The sequence below is a fragment of the Streptomyces sp. NPDC048565 genome (genome assembly GCF_040650935.1).
In the GTDB taxonomy this organism is placed as follows: Bacteria; Actinomycetota; Actinomycetes; order Streptomycetales; family Streptomycetaceae; genus Streptomyces.
Window position 1 is genome coordinate 403,765 of record NZ_JBEZIH010000001.1, and the last position, 18,652, is coordinate 422,416.

The 18,652-nt window shown below is 71.1% G+C and carries 15 protein-coding genes; 3 read left to right on the plus strand and 12 right to left on the minus strand.

The window, feature by feature from the left end:
* Positions 1-100: 100 nt before the first annotated feature.
* The 4 genes from AB0C75_RS01820 to AB0C75_RS01835 all read right to left on the minus strand — a co-directional run bounded on the left by AB0C75_RS01820 (position 101) and on the right by AB0C75_RS01835 (position 5,771).
* Positions 101-382 (minus strand): HU family DNA-binding protein, encoded by a 282-nt coding sequence (locus AB0C75_RS01820; RefSeq protein ID WP_003968811.1) that lies wholly within the window; start codon positions 380-382, stop codon positions 101-103.
* Between the two features lie 410 nt (positions 383-792).
* On the minus strand, positions 793-2,226 hold the full coding sequence (locus tag AB0C75_RS01825) for an NAD-dependent malic enzyme (protein ID WP_362886025.1): 1,434 nt from the start codon (positions 2,224-2,226) through the stop codon (positions 793-795).
* A 405-nt stretch (positions 2,227-2,631) separates the two neighbouring features.
* On the minus strand, positions 2,632-5,010 hold the full coding sequence (locus AB0C75_RS01830; protein ID WP_362886027.1) for a UvrD-helicase domain-containing protein: 2,379 nt from the start codon (positions 5,008-5,010) through the stop codon (positions 2,632-2,634).
* A 170-nt stretch (positions 5,011-5,180) separates the two neighbouring features.
* The gene (locus AB0C75_RS01835) at positions 5,181-5,771 is read right to left on the minus strand and encodes an ABATE domain-containing protein (protein WP_362886028.1); all 591 of its coding nucleotides are present in this window, start codon (positions 5,769-5,771) and stop codon (positions 5,181-5,183) included.
* A gap of 107 nt (positions 5,772-5,878) precedes the next feature.
* Here AB0C75_RS01835 and AB0C75_RS01840 point away from each other — a divergent pair, with 107 nt between their 5' ends.
* Entirely contained in the window at positions 5,879-6,430 is a 552-nt protein-coding gene (locus tag AB0C75_RS01840) for a GNAT family N-acetyltransferase (RefSeq protein WP_362886030.1), read from the plus strand.
* A gap of 7 nt (positions 6,431-6,437) precedes the next feature.
* Here AB0C75_RS01840 and AB0C75_RS01845 read toward each other — a convergent pair whose 3' ends face one another.
* From AB0C75_RS01845 to AB0C75_RS01875, 7 genes are all read right to left on the minus strand, one after another.
* Entirely contained in the window at positions 6,438-7,001 is a 564-nt protein-coding gene (locus tag AB0C75_RS01845; protein WP_362886032.1) for a GNAT family protein, read from the minus strand.
* Positions 7,002-7,021: 20 nt separating this feature from the next.
* Positions 7,022-8,167: a uroporphyrinogen-III synthase gene (locus AB0C75_RS01850; protein WP_362886034.1), complete on the minus strand. Its 1,146-nt coding sequence runs from the start codon at positions 8,165-8,167 to the stop codon at positions 7,022-7,024.
* Between the two features lie 130 nt (positions 8,168-8,297).
* Positions 8,298-9,629: a nitrate/nitrite transporter gene (locus AB0C75_RS01855; RefSeq protein WP_362886036.1), complete on the minus strand. Its 1,332-nt coding sequence runs from the start codon at positions 9,627-9,629 to the stop codon at positions 8,298-8,300.
* Between the two features lie 154 nt (positions 9,630-9,783).
* On the minus strand, positions 9,784-10,950 hold the full coding sequence (locus tag AB0C75_RS01860; protein WP_362886162.1) for an acyltransferase: 1,167 nt from the start codon (positions 10,948-10,950) through the stop codon (positions 9,784-9,786).
* A 323-nt stretch (positions 10,951-11,273) separates the two neighbouring features.
* Positions 11,274-13,472, minus strand: coding sequence for a glycosyltransferase (locus tag AB0C75_RS01865; RefSeq protein WP_362886038.1), 2,199 nt, complete (start codon positions 13,470-13,472; stop codon positions 11,274-11,276).
* 5 nt (positions 13,473-13,477) lie between these two features.
* On the minus strand, positions 13,478-14,077 hold the full coding sequence (locus AB0C75_RS01870; RefSeq protein WP_362886039.1) for a hypothetical protein: 600 nt from the start codon (positions 14,075-14,077) through the stop codon (positions 13,478-13,480).
* Positions 14,078-14,298: 221 nt separating this feature from the next.
* Complete coding sequence (locus AB0C75_RS01875; protein WP_362886041.1) at positions 14,299-15,273, minus strand: LysR family transcriptional regulator; 975 nt, start codon at positions 15,271-15,273, stop codon at positions 14,299-14,301.
* A gap of 188 nt (positions 15,274-15,461) precedes the next feature.
* Between AB0C75_RS01875 and AB0C75_RS01880 the strand changes: the two genes are divergently transcribed.
* The gene (locus AB0C75_RS01880) at positions 15,462-16,610 is read left to right on the plus strand and encodes an MFS transporter (RefSeq protein ID WP_362886164.1); all 1,149 of its coding nucleotides are present in this window, start codon (positions 15,462-15,464) and stop codon (positions 16,608-16,610) included.
* A gap of 25 nt (positions 16,611-16,635) precedes the next feature.
* On the opposite strand, the gene AB0C75_RS01885 is transcribed toward AB0C75_RS01880, so the two are convergent.
* Entirely contained in the window at positions 16,636-17,919 is a 1,284-nt protein-coding gene (locus AB0C75_RS01885) for a beta-ketoacyl-[acyl-carrier-protein] synthase family protein (protein ID WP_362886042.1), read from the minus strand.
* Between the two features lie 68 nt (positions 17,920-17,987).
* On the opposite strand from AB0C75_RS01885, the gene AB0C75_RS01890 reads away from it, so the two are divergent.
* Entirely contained in the window at positions 17,988-18,620 is a 633-nt protein-coding gene (locus AB0C75_RS01890) for a TetR/AcrR family transcriptional regulator C-terminal domain-containing protein (protein ID WP_362886044.1), read from the plus strand.
* Positions 18,621-18,652 lie beyond the last annotated feature (32 nt).

Genomic DNA, 18,652 nt, shown 5'->3' on the forward strand with positions numbered 1-18,652 from the left:
CGGGAATGAACACCCTGGGCGCGGCTCCGGCGGCCCCGGGACAGCGCGAAGGGCGGCCGCCCCGGTCGGGGACGGCCGCCCTTCTTGATGCCTTGGGGACTTACTTGCCCTTGGCGGCTTCCTTGAGCTTCGAGCCCGCGGAGACCTTCACGCTGTAGCCGGCCGGGATGTTGATCGGGTCGCCGGTCTGCGGGTTACGAGCGGTGCGAGCGGCACGGTGGGTGCGCTCGAAGGTCAGGAAGCCGGGGATGGTGACCTTCTCGTCGCCCTTGGCGACGATCTCGCCGACGGTCTCGGCGAGGGCGGCCAGAACGGCGTCGGCGTCCTTGCGGGTCACCTCGGCACGGTCGGCCAGGGCGGCCACCAGCTCACTGCGGTTCATGTTTGTACTCCCGTGTTCTTCTTGCCTGTGAGGCGTGAGATCGAAGCCGATGCTGCCAGGGCCCTCTGACAGTCCCCGGACCCGGGTCTGCTGTCAGACCCTCGCGCCCGGATACGCATCCTGCCCCCACCTGCGGCGCTAACGCCAATCCGGAACCCCTCGACGTCACACGAATAGCACCACTGATTGCCTGTGATGACGTTCCGTCGACTTGTTGGAGCGTTCCGCAGCGGATGCAGGCCTGTGGGGCTCGCTGCCCGCCCACCCTAAAGGGGCGTTTGGGACCCTGCGACCCGCGACGCGCCGTACGGACCCCGGACGTGACCTACGGCACCGTCCGGGGGAGTCCCCGGCCAGGGCCTGTCGTCAAACTGCCGTCGTCGCCCGAAGGGCGGCAGACGACAGGCCCCTCAGGCCGGGCTGGAGACCGCTTCGGCGACTCCGGCCGCCTTCGCGGCCTCCCGGACGGCGTCCGCGACAGCGCCCGCGACCTTGTCGTTGAAGACCGAGGGGATGATGTAGTTCGCGTTCACCTCGTCCTCCGCGACGACGTCGGCGAGGGCGCGCGCGGCGGCGATCATCATCTCCGTGTTGACGGTGCGGGACTGAGCGTCCAGCAGACCCCGGAAGACACCGGGGAAGACCAGCACGTTGTTGATCTGGTTCGGGAAGTCGGAGCGCCCGGTGGCGACGACGGCGGCCGTCTCGCGGGCGACTGCCGGGTCCACCTCGGGGTCCGGATTCGCGAGCGCGAACACGATCGCGCCCTCCGCCATGGCCGCCACGTCGGCGCCGTCCAGGACGTTGGGGGCGGAGACACCGATGAAGACGTCGGAGCCCGCGACGGCCTGCTTGAGGGTGCCGGTGACGCCCTCGGGGTTGGTGTTGTCCGCGATCCAGCGCAGCGGCGAGTCCGGCGTGGCGTCCACCAGGTCCTCGCGGCCGGCGTGCACCACGCCGTGGATGTCGGCGACGACCGTGTGCTTGACGCCGGCCGCCATGAGCAGCTTGAGGATGGCGGTACCGGCCGCGCCGGCTCCGGACATGACGACCCGTACGTCACCGATCGCCTTGCCCACCACGCGCAGCGCGTTCGTCAGCGAGGCCAGGACGACGATCGCGGTGCCGTGCTGGTCGTCGTGGAAGACGGGGATGTCCAGGGCCTCGCGCAGCCGCGCCTCGATCTCGAAGCAGCGGGGGGCGGAGATGTCCTCCAGATTGATGCCCGCGAAGCCCGGGGCGATCGCCTTGACGATCGCGACGATCTCGTCGGTGTCCTGCGTGTCCAGGCAGATCGGCCAGGCGTCGATGCCCGCGAAGCGCTTGAACAGGGCCGCTTTGCCCTCCATCACGGGGAGCGAGGCCATGGGGCCGATGTTGCCGAGGCCGAGCACCGCCGAGCCGTCCGTGACCACCGCGACGGAGTTCCGCTTGATGGTCAGGCGGCGGGCGTCCTCGGGGTTCTCCGCGATCGCCATGCAGACCCGCGCCACACCCGGGGTGTAGATCATCGAGAGGTCGTCACGGTTGCGGATGGGGTGCTTGGACGCCATCTCGATCTTGCCGCCGAGGTGCATCAGGAACGTACGGTCGGAGACCTTGCCGAGGACGACGCCCTCGATGTCGCGCAGACCTTCGACGATCTCGTCCGCGTGCGAGGTGGAGGAAGCCGCGATCGTGACGTCGATCCGCAGCTTCTCGTGGCCGGAAGCGGTCACGTCGAGGCCGGTGACCGAGCCACCGGAGGACTCCACGGCCGTGGTGAGCTGGGAGACCGCTGTGCCACTCGCGGGCACCTCCAGCCTGACCGTCATCGAGTACGAGACGCTGGGCGCCGTTGCCATGGCCGAGTCCTTCGCTTTCCTGAGCTTCGTTGCCGCACGCGGATGGGGGTTCAGTCCCGCACGTGCGTTCCGATCGTCGCACCTACCGGCCGGTAGCAGGTAATGACTGCCACCTTTCGGAAACTTTTTTCCACCATACGAGAAGTGAGGATTCTGCGTAACCCCGGAAACGACGACAGACCCGCGCCACCAACAGGTGACGCGGGTCTGTCTTCCACGTAGGTGACACCGGCCCGCCATGCTCGCCTCGCGGCAAGTGGTCGCTCGTAGCGACGAAGGTTGGGCCCGGGGGCTTGGATCGAGCCGGTGCCGACTCCAGGCTAACAAAGACCCCGGAAAAGTGATTCCCGTGCGACGGACCGACTCGGAAAAGTACTCCGCACGCCGGCCCTCGCCGCCCCCGGATCAGTCCCTCAGCAGGTCCGGGACACCGTACTCGTCCGGCATGTCACGGTCCCCCGAGACCACGGTGAGCTGCTGCGTCGCACGGGTGAGTGCCACGTAGAGCACCCGCAGCCCCGCCGGGGACTCATCGGCGATCTCCGCGGGAGAGACCACCACCGTGGCGTCGTACTCCAGGCCCTTCGCCTCCAGGCTCCCCAGCGCCACGACCCGCTCCCCGAGCTCCTCCAGCCAGGCACGGGCCTCGGCGCGGCGGTTCATCGCGACGACCACGCCCACGGTGCCGTCCACCTGCGCGAGCAGCCTGCGGGCCTCCTCGCGCACGGTCGAGGCGAGGTCCCCGTCCCGCACCGTCTCGAAGCACGGTTCGACGCCCGTCGAGCGGACCGCGGCCGGGGACTCCATCCCCGGCATGGCCAGGGCCAGCACCTTGGCGGCGAGCTCGGCGATCTCCGCCGGATTGCGATAGTTCACGGTGAGGGTGAAACGGCGGCGCGGCCGGTTGCCGAGCGCCTCGTCACGGGCCGCGGACGCCTCGTCCGGGTCCGACCAGGAGGACTGCGCCGCGTCACCGACGATCGTCCATGTCGCGTGCCGGCCCCGGCGGCCCACCATCCGCCACTGCATCGGCGTCAGGTCCTGCGCCTCGTCGACGATGACGTGGGCGTACTCGGTACGCTCCGCCGCCAGCCGCTCGGCCCGCTCCCGCTGGGTCTCCTCGCGCTGCGGCATCAGCTCCTCCAGACCCGTGAGCTGGTCCAGCGGGTCGGCCTCCCGCTGCCTCTTCGGGCGGGCCGGCGTGCCCAGCAGGGTCTGCAGCTCGTCCAGGAGTGCCACGTCGTGCACGGAGAGCGGGCCCGTGCCGTCCTCGTCGAGACGCCTCAGCGAACGGGCGAGACGGCGCACCTCACCCTGGTTGAGGATGCGGCGCGCCCACCTGCCGAGACGCCGCTCGTCGGACATGGAGGCCAGCACCCGGCGAGGGGTGAGTTCCGGCCACCAGGCGTGCAGGAAGGTGAGGAACGGGGTCTCGGTGGACACGTCCTCGTCGAACGAGGAGCGCAACTCCGCCGCGAGCTCGGGGTCGGTGTAGCGGCCACGGCCCGACGACTTGTTCCAGAGGGCGTCCAGGAGCAGTTTGCGGGCGCGCGGGCGCAGCAGGTTGACGGGCGCCGTGCCGCCGAGGACGTTGTGCCGGATCCGCCGGAGCTCGTCTGCCTCCAGCTCGACGCGGGCGCCGAAGGCCACCACCCTCAGCCGGGTGGGGGTGCCCTCATCGGCCGGGGCCTCGTCGGCCTCGCCGAACTCCAGCTGCCCCTCCTGGGGCGCGGGCCTCGGCGCGGGCTGCTCCAGCGCCCCGCGTGCCGCCTTGCGCAGCACGTGGAGCATCCGGGAGGAGCCCTTGATCCGGGCGACGGCGGGCTCGTCGTAGGTGGTGGCGCCCTCCACGCCCGCGGCCTCGTCCGACAGCGAACCGACCGCACGGATCGCGACCTGGCCCTCCTCGCCGAGCGAGGGCAGCACCCCTTCGGTGTACGCGACCAGGAGCGGGGTCGGCGAGACGACGAGGATGCCGCCCGCGTACCTGCGCCGGTCCTGGTAGAGGAGATACGCGGCCCGGTGCAGGGCGACCGCCGTCTTGCCCGTGCCGGGGCCGCCGGAGACCTCGGTGACGGAGGCGGCGGGGGCCCTGATCACCAGGTCCTGCTCGGCCTGGATCGACGAGACGATGTCCCGCATCGTGTGGCTGCGGGCCTGGCCCAGCGCGGCCATCAGGGCGCCGTCGCCGATGACGGGCAGTTCCTCGCCCTTCAGCCTGGCGGTCAGCTCCGGGCGCATCAGGTCGTCCTCGACGCCGAGGACCCTGCGGCCCTTGGAGCGGATGACCCGGCGGCGTACGACCCGGCCGGGGTCCTTCGGCGTCGAACGGTAGAACGGCGCGGCGGCCGGCGCGCGCCAGTCGATCACCAGCGGTGCGTAGTCGGAGTCGAGTACTCCTATGCGGCCGATGTGGAGGGTCTCCGCGATCTCGGCGGTGCTGTCCTCCCCCACGGCGTCGTCGGCCGCCTCCACCGACGTGAAGGCGCCGTCCGGGCCGCGTTCACCGTCCTTGCCGCGCAGCAGGTCGATCCGCCCGAAGAGGAAGTCCTCGAACTCACTGTTCAGCCGGTTGAGATGGACTCCGGCGCGGAAGACCTGCGCGTCCCGTTCGGCGAGGGCGCCCGGGGTGCCTACCTGGCCCCGTTTGCCGGCGTCCCGCATGAGAAATTCCGCCTCGTCGATCTTCTCTTCGAGACGGCGGTAGACCCGGTCCAGATGTTCTTGTTCGACACCGATTTCCCGGTCCCGCAACGAATCGACAGCGGCATCCTGCGCGGCCACCGGGGCCCCCTTCTGACGTGCATCGAGCAGCCGTCAACCGTACGCGAAAGGGAGCCCCTGGCGCACCTGCCGCCCGGGTCGCGTTTCGGGTACTTTTTCCCGGTGCTGCCGAGCTCACGGCGTCACGGCGTCACGGCGTCACGGCGTCACGGCGTCACGGCGTCACGGCGTCACGGCACAGCCTTCACGCGGCGCCGGTGCCTGGCCACCCGCTCCCGGTTGCCGCAGACCTCGCTGGAGCACCAGCGGCGCCGCCGCCCCCGGGACGTGTCCAGATAGAGCCGCCGGCAGGCATCGCCCTCGCACCGCCGCAGCCCCGCCCGCGCGACCGGGTCCGTCAGCAGGTCCACCGCGTCCCGGGCCACCGCGGCGAGCAGCTCCCCGCACCCCGGGGCGGCGCTCAGCTCCCGTACGAGCGCCCCGCCCTGCCCGCGCACGGCCCGCAGCCCCGGCGGGGCGCCCGCCGCAAGGGCGTTGACCAGCTCCAGCGCCTTGTCGGCGCTGCCACCCGTCAGCTGAGCCGCCATCAGCCGGTCGACGCCGGCCCGCAGTTGCCTGAACCGCGCCACCCAGGTCTCGTCCACGGCCACCAGCGGCGTCCCGCGCGGGACCAGCCGCGAGGCCACCAGCCACTCGGCGAGACGCGCCGGACAGTCGAGCCGCTCACTCCCGTCGGAGGCCCCGGCGCCTGTCGCGACCAGGTCGAGACAGACACGCCCCGGGTCGAACCGCCGGTCGTACGCACCCGTGCCCGCCGCCATGAGCCTGTCACCGCCTAGGGGTCACCTGTGGGGGGAGAGCCACCCCCAGAGTGCCCGCATCCGGCCCGGCCCGGAACCCCTCAGGACACCGCCGTACCGTGTCCGCCATGAACGACGCGACGGTCACGCTGACGGCAGGCACCCTGCTCCTGCGCCCCTGGCGCCGGGACGACCTGCCGGCGCTGCTCGCGGCGTACGACGACCCGGCGATGCGGCGGTGGCTGCGGACGCAGGTCCCCGACGCCGGGGAGGGGGAGCACTGGCTGACCGTCCAGGAGGAGGGGTGGGCGTCAGGTACCCGGCTGAGCTTCGCCGCGACGGACACCGCACGGGACGGCGAACTCGTCGGCAGCGTCGCCCTGAACCGCCCCGTACCGGGCGTGGAGAGCGCCGAAGCCGGCTACTGGACCTCGGCGGGTGCACGCGGACGGGGCGTGGCCCCGCGGGCACTCGGGGCGCTCACCGACTGGGCGTTCACCACGTTCGCCGCGGAGGGCCTGCGGCGGCTGGAGCTGATCCACCAGGTGGACAACGAGGCGTCCTGCCGCGTCGCGGAGAAGTCGGGCTACGCGCTCGCCGAGATCCTGACCGCGCTGCCGCCGGAATTCCCGCTGGACGGCCACCGGCACATCAGGCACGCGCCCCTCCCCGCACCGTAGGAGCGCCTCAGCGCTCCGGCCGGCCGTCGTGCAGGATGCGCTGGAACATCCGGTGGTCCTGCCACGCGCCGTTGATGTGGAGGTAGCGCGGCGCCGTGCCGTAGAGCTCGAAGCCGCACTTCGTCAGCACCCGCTGCGAGGCCGTGTTGTCCAGGACCGTCCCCGCCTCCACCCGGTGCAGGCCGAGCTCGTCCCGTGCCGCTTCGCAGACGCGGGTGACGGCGGCCGTGGCCAGGCCCCGGCCCGCCCGGTCGACGTCGATCCAGTAGCCGAGCCGGGCGTTGCGGAACGCGCCACGCTCGATGGAGGACAGCGTCATGGCCCCCACCACCCGGTCCGCGTCGTCGGCCAGCGCCCAGGGCATCGCCCGCCCGTCGTCCCGGTCGGCCAGCAGTGCGGTCAGCCGCCGGCGCTGGCCCTCGGGGGTGTAGAAGGCCTCGGGACGCACGGGGTCCCAGCGCCGCATGTAGGCGCGGCTACGGGTCAGGGTCTCGGCGAACGACCCCGCGTCGTCGAGGGTCACGGGCCGCAGCCGGACACCGTCGGTCAGGGGATGGCTGTCATTGAACATCCCCGCACCGTAGCGGCCGGTCAGGAGCCGTCGTACTTGGTGTCCGCCGAAGGATCGAGGGCCAGCCGGTAGCCCCTCTTGACGACGGTCTGGACCAGCCGTGGCACACCCAGCGCCGTACGCAGCCGGGCCATCGCCGTTTCCACCGCGTGCTCGTCACTGCCGCTGCCCGGCAGGGCGCGCAGCAGGTCTGCCCTGGAGACGACCCAGCCCGGCCTGCGGGCCAGCGCGTGCAGCAGGGCCATGCCGGCCGGGGGCACGGGACGCAGGGCTCCGTCGACCAGCACGGCGTGGCCCCGGATCTCGACCTGGTGGCCCGCGACGGGCAACGTACGGGCGCGGGCGGGCAACTGCGCGCAGAGCACCTGCACGAGCGGGCCCAGCCGGAAGCGCTCCGGCTGGACGGTGTCGATGCCCTTCGCCTGCAGGGGCAGGGCCGTGACCGGCCCGACGCAGGCGGCGACCACGTCGTGGCTCAGTGCATCCAGCACCTCGGGGAGCATGCCGCGGACCTCCGCCCGGTTCAGGTAGGACGCGGCGGCGGGGGCGCTGGTGAAGGTGAGGGCGTCAAGACCGCGGGCGACGGTGACGTCGAGCATGCGGTCGAGCGGGGCGATGTCCTCCGGGGGCATCCACCGGTAGACGGGTACGCCGACGACTTCGGCGCCCGCCGCACGGAGCGACTCGACGAAGCCCGGCAGCGGTTCGCCGTGCAGCTGGAGAGCGACCCTGCGCCCCGCGACGCCCTCGCCCAACAGGCGTTCAAGAACCTCTGCCATCGACTCCGACTGCGGCGACCATGCCTCGGTCAGCCCGGCCGCCCGGATGGCGCCCTTGACCTTGGGACCACGGGCGAGCAACTCCGTACCGCGCAGCAGTTCGAGGAGCTGGTCCCCGATGCCCCAGCCGTCGGCGGCCTCCACCCAGCCGCGGAAGCCGATGGCCGTGGTCGCGATCACGATGTCGGGTGCCTGCCCGATCAGTTCCTTGGTGGCGGCCAGGAGCTCACTGTCGTCCGCGAGCGGCACGATCCGCAGGGCGGGCGCGTGCATGACCGCGGCGCCCCTGCGCGTGAGGAGCGTCCCGAGCTCCTCGGCGCGACGGGCTGCGGTCACCCCGACCGTGAAGCCCGCCAGGGGCCCGTGCTGTGCGTCGTCGTCGTGCATGGCGTGATACCCGGCTCTCGTCCCGCTGTTGCTCGATGATGCGGAGGACCGAGACTGTCAACGTCGCGTGACGGTCTCGGTCCTCCTGTATTTCCCGCCCGTTACGTCCTGCGTCGTACCGAGGACATCTTCACACCTCGGCGTAGCTGAGCTGGGGCTTCGACGCCACCGCCGCGGGACGCCGAAGGTATACCGCCCAGGTGAGGGTGAAACACACGGCGTAGAAGCCGAGGAAGCACCAGAAGGCGGCTGTTCCGGCGCCGGAGGCGGCGAAGGACTGGCGGAACGCGAGGTTGATCGCGAGACCGCCCAGGGCCCCGACCGCCCCGATGAGCCCCATGGCCGCCCCTGAGAGCCGCCGCCCGTACGCCGCGGCGCCCTCGTCGCCGAGGCCCTTGGCGACGCCCTGTGCGTGGAAGATGCCCGGGATCATCTTGAAGGTGGAGCCGTTGCCCAGCCCCGTCAGCACGAACAGCGCGATGAAGCCGACGAGGAACTCCGGCAGCGACTCGATGCCGGAGGCATGGACGACCACACCCGTCGCGGCGGCCATGGCCGCGAAGTTCCACAGGGTGATCCTGCCGCCGCCGTACCGGTCGGCGAGCCGGCCGCCGACGGGCCGGATCAGGGAACCGAGCAGCGGGCCGATGAAGGTGAGCGACGCGGCCTCCAGCGGAGTCCGGCCGAACTGGGTCTGCAGGACGAGTCCGAAGGCGAAGCTGTAGCCGATGAACGAGCCGAAGGTGCCGATGTAGAGCACCGACATGATCCAGGTGTGCGGTTCGCGTACGGCCTGGAGAGCGGCCCCCGTGTCGTTCCTGACGGGCCGGAGGTTGTCCATCCGCAGCGCGGCGCCGAGCGCAGCGACGACGATCAGCGGTACGTACGCCCCGAGCACGATCCGCGGGTGCGCGGCGCCCGCCGTGCCGATCACCAGCAGACCGGCGAGCTGGACGACCGGGACCCCGATGTTGCCGCCGCCCGCGTTGAGCCCGAGCGCCCAGCCCTTCTTGCGCAGCGGGAAGAAGGCGTTGATGTTCGTCATCGACGAGGCGAAGTTACCGCCCCCGATGCCCGTGAGCGCCGCGACGACGAGGAACGTGGTGTACGAGGTCCCCGGCTCCATGACCCAGAAGGCGGCGAGGGTCGGCACCAGGAGCGACAGCGCGCTGAAGATGGTCCAGTTCCGCCCGCCGAACAGCGCGACCGCGAAGGTGTACGGCACCCGGACGACGGCACCGACCAGGGTGGCCGTGGAGATCAGGAAGAACTTGCCCGCCGGATCGACGCCGTACTCCGGCCCCATGAACAGGACCATGACGGACCACAGGGACCAGACCGAGAACCCGATGTGCTCCGAGAGCACGGAGAACCACAGGTTCCTGCGGGCGGTCCTCTCGCCCGTCTCCCGCCAGAAGGCGTCGTCCTCCGGGTCCCACTGCTCGATCCAACGACCGGCCATCACGCGCCTCCACAGGGGGTCGGGGTGTTGTCCTGCCCACGCTAGGGAGTCCGCGTTTCGGTGCGGTGCCATGAGGTGACCGGTGCGCAACCTTGCTCTCACTCGGCCGGGAGGGGTGCGGTGAGCCGTCCCACCGCACCCCTCCCGGCCGTGTTCAGGCCTTGCGTGCCCGGTCCGCGCCGTTCGGCCACAGGCGGGGCCGGCGCTTGGCGGCGACGTCCTCGACCCAGCCGAACGCCAGGATCGCGAGCCCTATCAGGGGCCAGATCGCGATGAGGATCAACACCTCGTACGACTGTTCTATGTACGTGTCGAACGTGTCGCCGAACCACGGTATGGACCAGAGCTCGTCCACCAGCTGCGCGGCCGCCATCAGCAGCAGGTTGTGCCACAGATAGATCGTCACGGCCCTGTTGTTGGCCAGCGTGACCAGGCTGTCCCACCCGGCGAGCCTGCCGGGGAGCTTGCGCCAGGACGGGGCGTAGACCAGCAGGATCGCGCAGAAGCCGAGGGACCAGGTGGCCTGGGCGAGCGGGATCTCGTCCAGATTCCAGCCCTCGTCGGTGAGGTGCCCGGACGCCCACCACAGGCCGAAGCCCATGACGATCGCGGCGGAGGACACCGCGATGTAGCGCGGGACCTCCTTCAGCAGCCCGTCGTTGTGGGCGAAACCGAGGATCCAGCAGGACCCGAACACGGCGAAGTCGACGAGACCCTCGCCGAAGGTGCCGGGAACCGTCACGAGACCGGTGCCGATGACGGCGGTGAGGCCGATCGGGGCGAGCAGCGTGACCCACGGCAGCCTGCGGAACGCCTTGAGCAGCAGCGGTGAGGCGAGCACGAACCAGAGATAGGCCCGGATGTACCAGAGCGGTCCAGCCGCCTGGTCCGCCCAGGACAGCTCGAGCCAGCCGCCCTCGGAGCCGCTCTCCCAGGGGTAGGGCGGCGAGCCGAGCGGGAGGATGTAGCTGCCGAGCTTGATGAACCACCACAGCCCCTCCTCCCGGACGGGCTTCCAGCTCAGCGCGAACATCACCGGCACGATGACGAGCGAGAACGCCCACATCGGCGGGAGCAGCCTCCGCAGCCGGCTGCGGATGACGCTCACCGCCGGGCGGGACAGCGAACGCGCCATCAGCGAACCGGCCAGGGCGAACATCACGCCCATGGACGGGAAGAGGACGGTCAGCCAGGCCCACCCGAAGAGGTGGAAGACGACGACCCGGACCAGGGCCACGGCCCTGAGCAGGTCGAGGTAACGGTCCCGCCCGGGCTTGGCGCGGGGAGCGGGGGCCGCCTCCGCGGTGTCCGAGGTGTCCACGGGGGCGGGGGCGGCCGGGGCGTGCTCGGGGTAGGCCGCACCGGCGTGCCCCTGGTTCGCCTCGGTGTGCACCTCCTGGTACGCCGCGGTGGCCGCGTACTCCGGGTACGCGGCGGTGTCGGGCGGGACGGGGTGGACTGGCTCGACGACAGGCAGCGGAGCGGTGTGCGCGACGTCGGCGGGTGGCGGGCAGGGCGGATAGGCACTGCCCTGCTGCTGCACGGGCGCCCAGGCGTCATCGCCGTAGCCGTGTCCGCCGGCACTGTCGCCGTAGCCGTGTCCGCCGGCACCGTCCCGCTGGGGCCTGCCGGGGTCGGGGTAGGTCATGCGACGGGCCTCCGGTCCTTGTCCGTGTCCCTGCGGCGGTTCTGCGTGCCGCCCGGCGCCTCCACCACGCCCGTGCGCCGCAGCTTCTGCCAGCGCAGCCGGCCGCCGGTCAGAGCGGTGATCCAGGACTGGAGCAGCACGACGTACATCAGCTGCCGGTAGAGGATCTGCTGGAGCGGCAGGGAGATCAGATGGGTCATGCGCTCCCGGTCGAGCCGGAAGGCGTACGCGGCGCAGACGGCCTGCACCAGCAGGACGCCGAACCAGGCCGCGACCGTCTTCCCCGTCGGGCCGAAGACCAGTCCGTAGAGCAGGAAGACGTCGATCAGGGGCGCCAGCAGCGGTGCGACGACCATGAACAGCGAGACGAACGGCAGGCCCACGCGTCCGAAGCGGCCCGAGGGACCACGCTCGATGACCGCGCGGCGGTGCTTCCAGATGGCCTGCATCGTGCCGTAGGACCACCGGTAGCGCTGCGACCACAGCTGCTGCACGGACTCGGGGGCCTCGGTCCAGGCCCTGGCGTTCTCCGCGTAGACGACACGCCAGCCGTCGCGGTGCAACGCCATGGTGACGTCGGTGTCCTCGGCGAGGGTGTCCTCGCTCATGCCGCCGATCCGGTCCAGCGCGTCCCGGCGGAAGGCACCGACCGCGCCGGGGATGGTGGGCATGCAGCCCAGCAGGTCGTACATCCTGCGGTCCAGGTTGAAGCCCATCACGTACTCGATGTGCTGCCAGGCGCCGATCAGCGAGTCGCGGTTGCCGACCTTGGCGTTGCCCGCGACCGCCCCGACCCTGGGGTCGGCGAACGGCTGGACGAGCTCACGCACGGTGGACGGTTCGAAGACGGTGTCGCCGTCCATCATCACGACGATGTCGTAACGGGCGTGCGCGATGCCGTTGTTGAGCGCCGCGGGCTTGCCGGCGTTGCGCTGGCGCACGACCCGGACGTTGGGGATCCACATCGCTTCGACGAGGTCGGCCGTGCCGTCCGTCGAGCCGTCGTCGATGACGATGACCTCGATCGGATAGTCGCTGGCCACCAGCGACCGCACGGTGGCCTCGATGCACTCGCGCTCGTTGTACGCGGGTACGAGGACGGACACGGGCCGGGTGAAGTCCTCGCCCCAGCGGAAGTTCCTGCGGCGCACCTTCCTGGCGTGCAGGAAGGACAGCAGCAGCATCAGACCGAAGCGGGCCATGACGAGCACGCCGATGACGGCGAGGCCCACCACCATGACGCCGGTGACCTTCTCGGAGATCTCCACCGCCCCCACGAACGCCTTGCCCTTCCAGAGCGCGAACCCGGTGACCGGGGTGTGCGCGCTGGGGGCACCGAGCGCCGTCGTCAGGTCGGTGAAGTCGTAGCCACGCTCCTGCATCTTCGGCAGGAACTTGTCCAGGGCGGCCACGGTCTGGGACCGGTCGCCACCGGAGTCGTGCATCAGGATGATGGCGCCCTTGCCGTGCTTGGGCGTGGCCCGCTCGATGATCGAGCGGACGCCGGGGCGCTTCCAGTCCTCACTGTCGGTGTTGTTCACGACGGTGAGGTAGCCGCGGCTGCCGATGTACTGCGTGACCGGCCAGGACTTGTCGTCCATGGCGTCGGCGAACGAGGAGTACGGCGGCCGGAACAGCGAGGTACGGATACCGGCCGCACCCGCCAGCACCAGCTGGTTCTGGGAGAGCTCCCAGTCGATGCGGCTGGTGGACTGGAAGGAGAGGTCGGGGTGGTTGAAGGTGTGCAGCCCGATCTCGTGCCCCTCGTCGACCATCCGCTTCACGAGGGCCGGATAACGCGAGGCCATGGTGCCGGTCACGAAGAAGACGGCGTGCGCGTCATGCTTCTTGAGCTCGTCCAGGACCCGCGGGGTCCAGACCGGGTCGGGGCCGTCGTCGAAGGTCAGGACGATCTTGTGCTCGGGTATCCGGAGCGACTTGGCTTCCTCGCCCGCGGTACGGGCGTCGATGACCGGGCCGCCTTCGAGGACCCTGTCCGGCACCTGGTCGGTGGGCGCCGGTTTCTGGATGCGGTGGTCGGCGAGTACCTCGCTGTGCACGTATCCACGCAGCATGAGCATGGCGAGCAGGGCCACAAGAAGCAGCGACGGAAGCAGGTAGCGCATGGGAAGTCTGCGCCGGACGGTCCGCTTCTTCTTCCGGTTGTGCCTGCCCCGCGAAACGGGGGGTGTCATGTACTTCAGCCTTCTTGTGATTGCGCCGGCGAGTCAGAGGGGTCCGGGGAGTCCGGCGGGCTCTCGTCGACGGGAGCCTCTGTGTCGTCGTCCGTCGGCGACGGGTCGCCGGTCGGCTTCTCCGACGCCGAATTGCCCGGGGCCGGGGCCGAAGCGGTACCGGTCCTGGACGGCTTGCTGGACACGGAGGCCGAGGCGGACGCTCCGGGCACGGCCGGGCCGGACACGGAGGCGGTCCCGGAGGGAATGGCCGAGGGGGCAGCCGGGTCCGAGGCGGACGCGGATGCGCTGGGTGTGGCTCCGGGGCTCGCCGACGCGGAGGCGTCGCTCGGGGCGGGCTGCACCTCGACCTCGTCCGACTGATTCTCGTCCTGGCCGGATATCGGCAGCCAGGGAGCGCTGGAGTTCCCTCCGAGCACGGCGATCACGAGCGTCACCGCGTAGACCGCACAGATCGTGGCGAGCACCCAGCCGACGCGCCGGTACGTCTTGCTGCGGCGGCCGCTCTCGTCGACGAACACCGGGCCGTCGGAAGGATCCGGAGGGCCAGGCTCCACGGGCAGCTCGGAGAGCTGACGACCCAGCCCGTCCAGTTGGACGGTCACATCGTTCGGCTCATGCGTATGCCCGGTTCGGGTACCTTCGCGCCAATTTTCCACAGGTGTTCGCACTTCCCCCACTCAACGAAACAGGTGCGCGGGAAATGACTTGAATCGTGCCATCGGATCCGGGCCCCCACCCGTCCGTTCGGCACCCGTCACCGTGCACCCGAAACCACGAATGTAGCGCACGCCGACACCCCTCAGAGGCCCGTATCGGCGGTTGTTCATGAACAGTGACCCATGAGTGATACATCGGCATCCGGCAGCCACGAGGTACGTGGCCGTACCATCCATCCCTCCACCCCGGCGAGTTCGGCCACCGCAGCGCGCAATGCCGCCAGGCCGGGGTGGTCGAGCCCCCTGCGCCACACCATGAGCAGCGGCGACAGCGGCATCGGCCCGACAAGCGGACGCAGCACCGTCCCGGGCAGACAGGGGAAACCGACGACGGTCAGCACAGGGGCGCCGTTCTTCGCCATGACCCGTTGAAATTCGGCCACCCCTACGGCGAGCGGGGCGGGCGGCGCCAGGACGACACCCCACTCCGCGAACAGCCTCGTCGCGAGGTCCGTCCACTCCAGCGTGCGCGCATTGCCCGCCCCCGCGTAGACGGTTTCGCCGGTCAGATCACTCATCGCGATCTCTTCACACCCGGCCAGACGGTGACCGTGCGGCAGGAGAAGAGCCATCGGCTCGTACCGCACCGGCTGTACGGAGAGCTGGGCGAGCACGGCGGGATCAAGTCCTGCCGCCCGCCCGAAGGAGACATCGAGCCGGCCGGCGAGCACCTCGCCCGCCGCCCAGGTCAGCCCGCTCTCGAAGCGCGCCATCAGCTCGCACTCGGGCGCGAGCTCCCGCGCCCGGGCCAGCACCCGGGCCGCCGTCATCCCGTCGGTGTTGAGATCGACGAGCAGCGGGCGGTCCGCCGGATCCACGAAGGCCGCCCCGAGCGCGGCATGCGCGTCGAGCACCCGGCGGGCATACGGAAGGAGGCGCTCCCCGTCGGGGGTCAGCGTCACCTGCCGGGTGGTGCGCACGAACAGCTCCCGGCCCAGCTCGCGCTCCAGACGGCGGATGTCCCGGCTCAGCGCCTGCTGGGCGACGTAGAGCCGGGCGGCGGCCCGGGTGAAGTGCAGCTCCTCCGCCACCGCGACGAATCCGCCCAGGAGCCTGGGATCGACATGAAATGCGGCAACCACCCGGACAATTTACAACACAGGTGCGTCAATGGACCCCGATCAGGTGTTGGACGCCACCACCGGCACGCCCCGAGGCTGAACGGGTGCCTCACAAAACTTCAGCCCTGCCCACCCCTTCCTCCGCCCCTTCCCCTCCCCCTTCCCCTCCCCCTCCCTCCACCCCCACCCGCTCGAATCCATATCGACGACTGCTCGCCACCCCGGGCGCCCGGGCGTTCACGGCGGGCAATCTCCTGGCCCGGCTGCCCATGGGCATGTTCAGCGTCAGCGCGGTCATCATGATCGCCGGGGCACACGGTTCGTACGCCCTGGCCGGCGCCGTCACGGCGACCGGGCTGGCCGCGACCGCCGTGGTCGCCCCCTGGACGGCGCGTCTCGTCGACCGCCACGGCCAGGCCAGGGTCGCCGTACCCGCCACCGCTGTCGCGGTCCTCGGCTCACTCTCCCTGGTCCTCTGCGTGCACTACGACGCACCGGCCTGGACCCTCTTCGTCGCCTACGCCGCGACGGCCACCACCCCGAACACCGGCGGCATGTCACGTGCCCGCTGGTCCCACCTCCACCGTGGCGACGCGGCAGCCCTGCACACGGCGAACTCCTTCGAACAGGCCGCCGACGAGCTCTGCTTCATGCTCGGCCCGGTCCTGGCCGCCTCCCTGTGCGGGGCACTCTTCCCCGAGGCCGGCACGCTCACCGGCGCGATCCTGCTCATGACCGGCATCCTGGTCTTCGCCGCACAGCGCGCGACCGAACCACCGGTGGCCCCTCGCACGACCCGGGCGGTCTCCCCCCTCCGCACCCCCGGCATACCCGCCCTGCTCGCCGTCTTCCTGGCCACGGGCGCGGTGTTCGGGTCCCTGGAGGTCGTCTCCATCGCCCACGCCGGAGGCGCGATCCTGGCACTCCAGGCCGGCGGCTCCTGCGTGGCAGGACTGGTCTACGGCTCACTACGCCCGGCGACGCGGATCGGACGCAGGCTGCTGCTCTGCCTGGCGGGGATGACCGCGCTGATGTCCCTCCCCCTGATCGCCACGGCCACGACCGATTCACTGCTGGTCCTGGCCGGCTGCCTGCTGCTCGCGGGAGCGGCCACCGCCCCCACCATGGTCACCGGCATGACGCTGATCCAACGGCTCACCCCGCAGGCACAGCTCAACGAGGGCATGACGCTCGCCGTCACCGCGCTGCTCGGCGGAGTCGCGGCGGGTTCAGCGGCGGGCGGCTGGGCGGTGGAACACACCGGCACGGCGACCGGATACGCGGCACCGATGTGCGCGGCAGCCCTGGCCCTGGCGGTCGCCACCACGACCCACGGGTCCCGACGCCGCCCGACGTGACGTCCCGGCCGCTCCCCGGGGGAAGTCACGGACGCCGATATCGGGCATAGGGGGCTACAGCCGGTCCGTAACCCCAAGGCCGGGGCTGGAGGCTGACGACGAGTGAGACGTTCTGGCCGCCGAAGCCGAAGGAGTTGCTCAGCACGGCTTCCTGAAGTGCTTCTCGTCGCTCCGCTACGACGTCGAGATCGATGTCGGGACCGACGGCGGACCCGGTGAGGTTGCGGGTCGGTGGGATGACGCCGTGCTCCACGCTGAGGACGGCGATGAGCGCTTCGATCGCGCCGGCGGCGCCGAAGAGGTGGCCGAGCCCGGCCTTGGGGGCTGTCACGGTGGCGCGGCCGAAGACCTTCCCGATCGCGTGCGCCTCGGCGGCGTCGCCGAGCGGGGTCCCGGTGGCGTGGGCGTTGATGTGGCTGATCCGCTCGGGAGCCAGGCCGGCCTGTGCGAGGGCCTTCCGCATGGCCGAGATCTGACCGGATCCGTCGGCAGCCGGCGCCGTGATGTGGTGGGCGTCCGCGGCGACGCCGGCGCCCGCGAGTACCGCGTGGACGTGCGCGCCTCGGGCGTCGGCGTGTTCCGCGCTTTCGAGCACCAGGACGGCCGCGCCTTCGCTGAGGACGAACCCGCTGCGGTCCGCGGCGAACGGCCGTGATGCCGAGGCGGGGTCGGCGGTGTGCCGCGAGAGTGCCTGGGCCTGGGCGAAGCCTGCGACGGTGATCGGGGTGATGGCGGCCTCGGTTCCGCCCGCGATGACCATGTCCGCCTCGCCGGCACGGATGAGCCTGGCTCCCAGAGCGATCGCCTCGGCGCCGGAGGAGCAGGCCGAGACGGGCGTGAAGGCCCCGGCCCGTGCGCCGTACTCGATGCTGATCAGCGCCGCCGCCGCATTGGGCATGAGCATCGGGACCGTGCGTGGCGAGACGCGTCGCGGCCCGGCGGTCTCCAGTACGTCGTCCTCCCTCAGCAGGGTCCGCACACCCCCGATGCCCGTGCCGATCGCGGCTGCGAGCCGGTCCGGGTCCACCTCCGGGGTGCCGGCGTCGGCCCAGGCTTCGGCAGCCGCCGTGAGGGCCGCCTGCTGTGAGCGGTCGAGCCGCCTGGCCCGTACCGGCGGCAGCGACTCGGCGGGGTCGGCCGCCATCGTCCCCGCGACCGTGTCGGGGAGGCCGGTGTCCTCGTGGCCGCGCAGGGCTCCGCCGCGGATGCCGGACTCGCCGGCGAGCAGGGCTTTCCAGGTGGACGCCACGTCTGCCCCGAGTGGTGTGATCGCGCCGAGTCCGGTCACGACGACTTGAGTCCGGTGCATGCCCTTCAGCCTTTCTTGTATGCCATACAACAAGCGTGCCCAGCTGTTGTATCACATACAATTTCGGCGTGGACGAGAAGAAGCGGACCGAAGTCCGGTCGTCGTCGGCCCGGTCGCGTGACCGCGGTCGCACGACGAGGCGCCGGCTGATCGAAGCAACCGCACAGCTCTGCAAGGAGCGGCCAGGCGCCGAGGTGAGCGTCGCGGAGATCGCGAAGGCGGGAGGCGTCTTCCCCAACCAGGTCACGTATTACTTCGGCTCCAAGGACTCGCTGCTCGTGCACGCCGCCTTTCTCGGCTTGCTGCACGACGCCCGAAGGATCGAGCGCATCGGCCGCCAGGCCCCCGACGCGGCGGCATTCCGGCGGAACATCGCCCGCGCCGTGCTGGCCATGCCCTCGCTGCCGTCGGTCGCACGCGCACTCGCCGCCGGGATTTCCAAGCCGGAACTCGCCCCCGTGGTCGACCAGCACCTCCAGTTGCTGTTCCGGCAGTCCGAGCGTTTCGTGGACCGGATCGTCGAGAGCCGCGGCTGGAGGGCCCGCCGGCCGCTCGAAGCGGAGGCCAGGACCTTCTGGAGCACCGCGCTCGGCGCCGTGCTGCTCGTCCGCGCGGGGGCTCACGGCACTGTTGCCGACCTCGATCTCGCCGGAGCTTTGACCATTCACGACGAGTCCGAGTCCGAACAAGAACCTGGCTAGCAGCGCATACAAAAAGCCCCTGACCTGGCGAA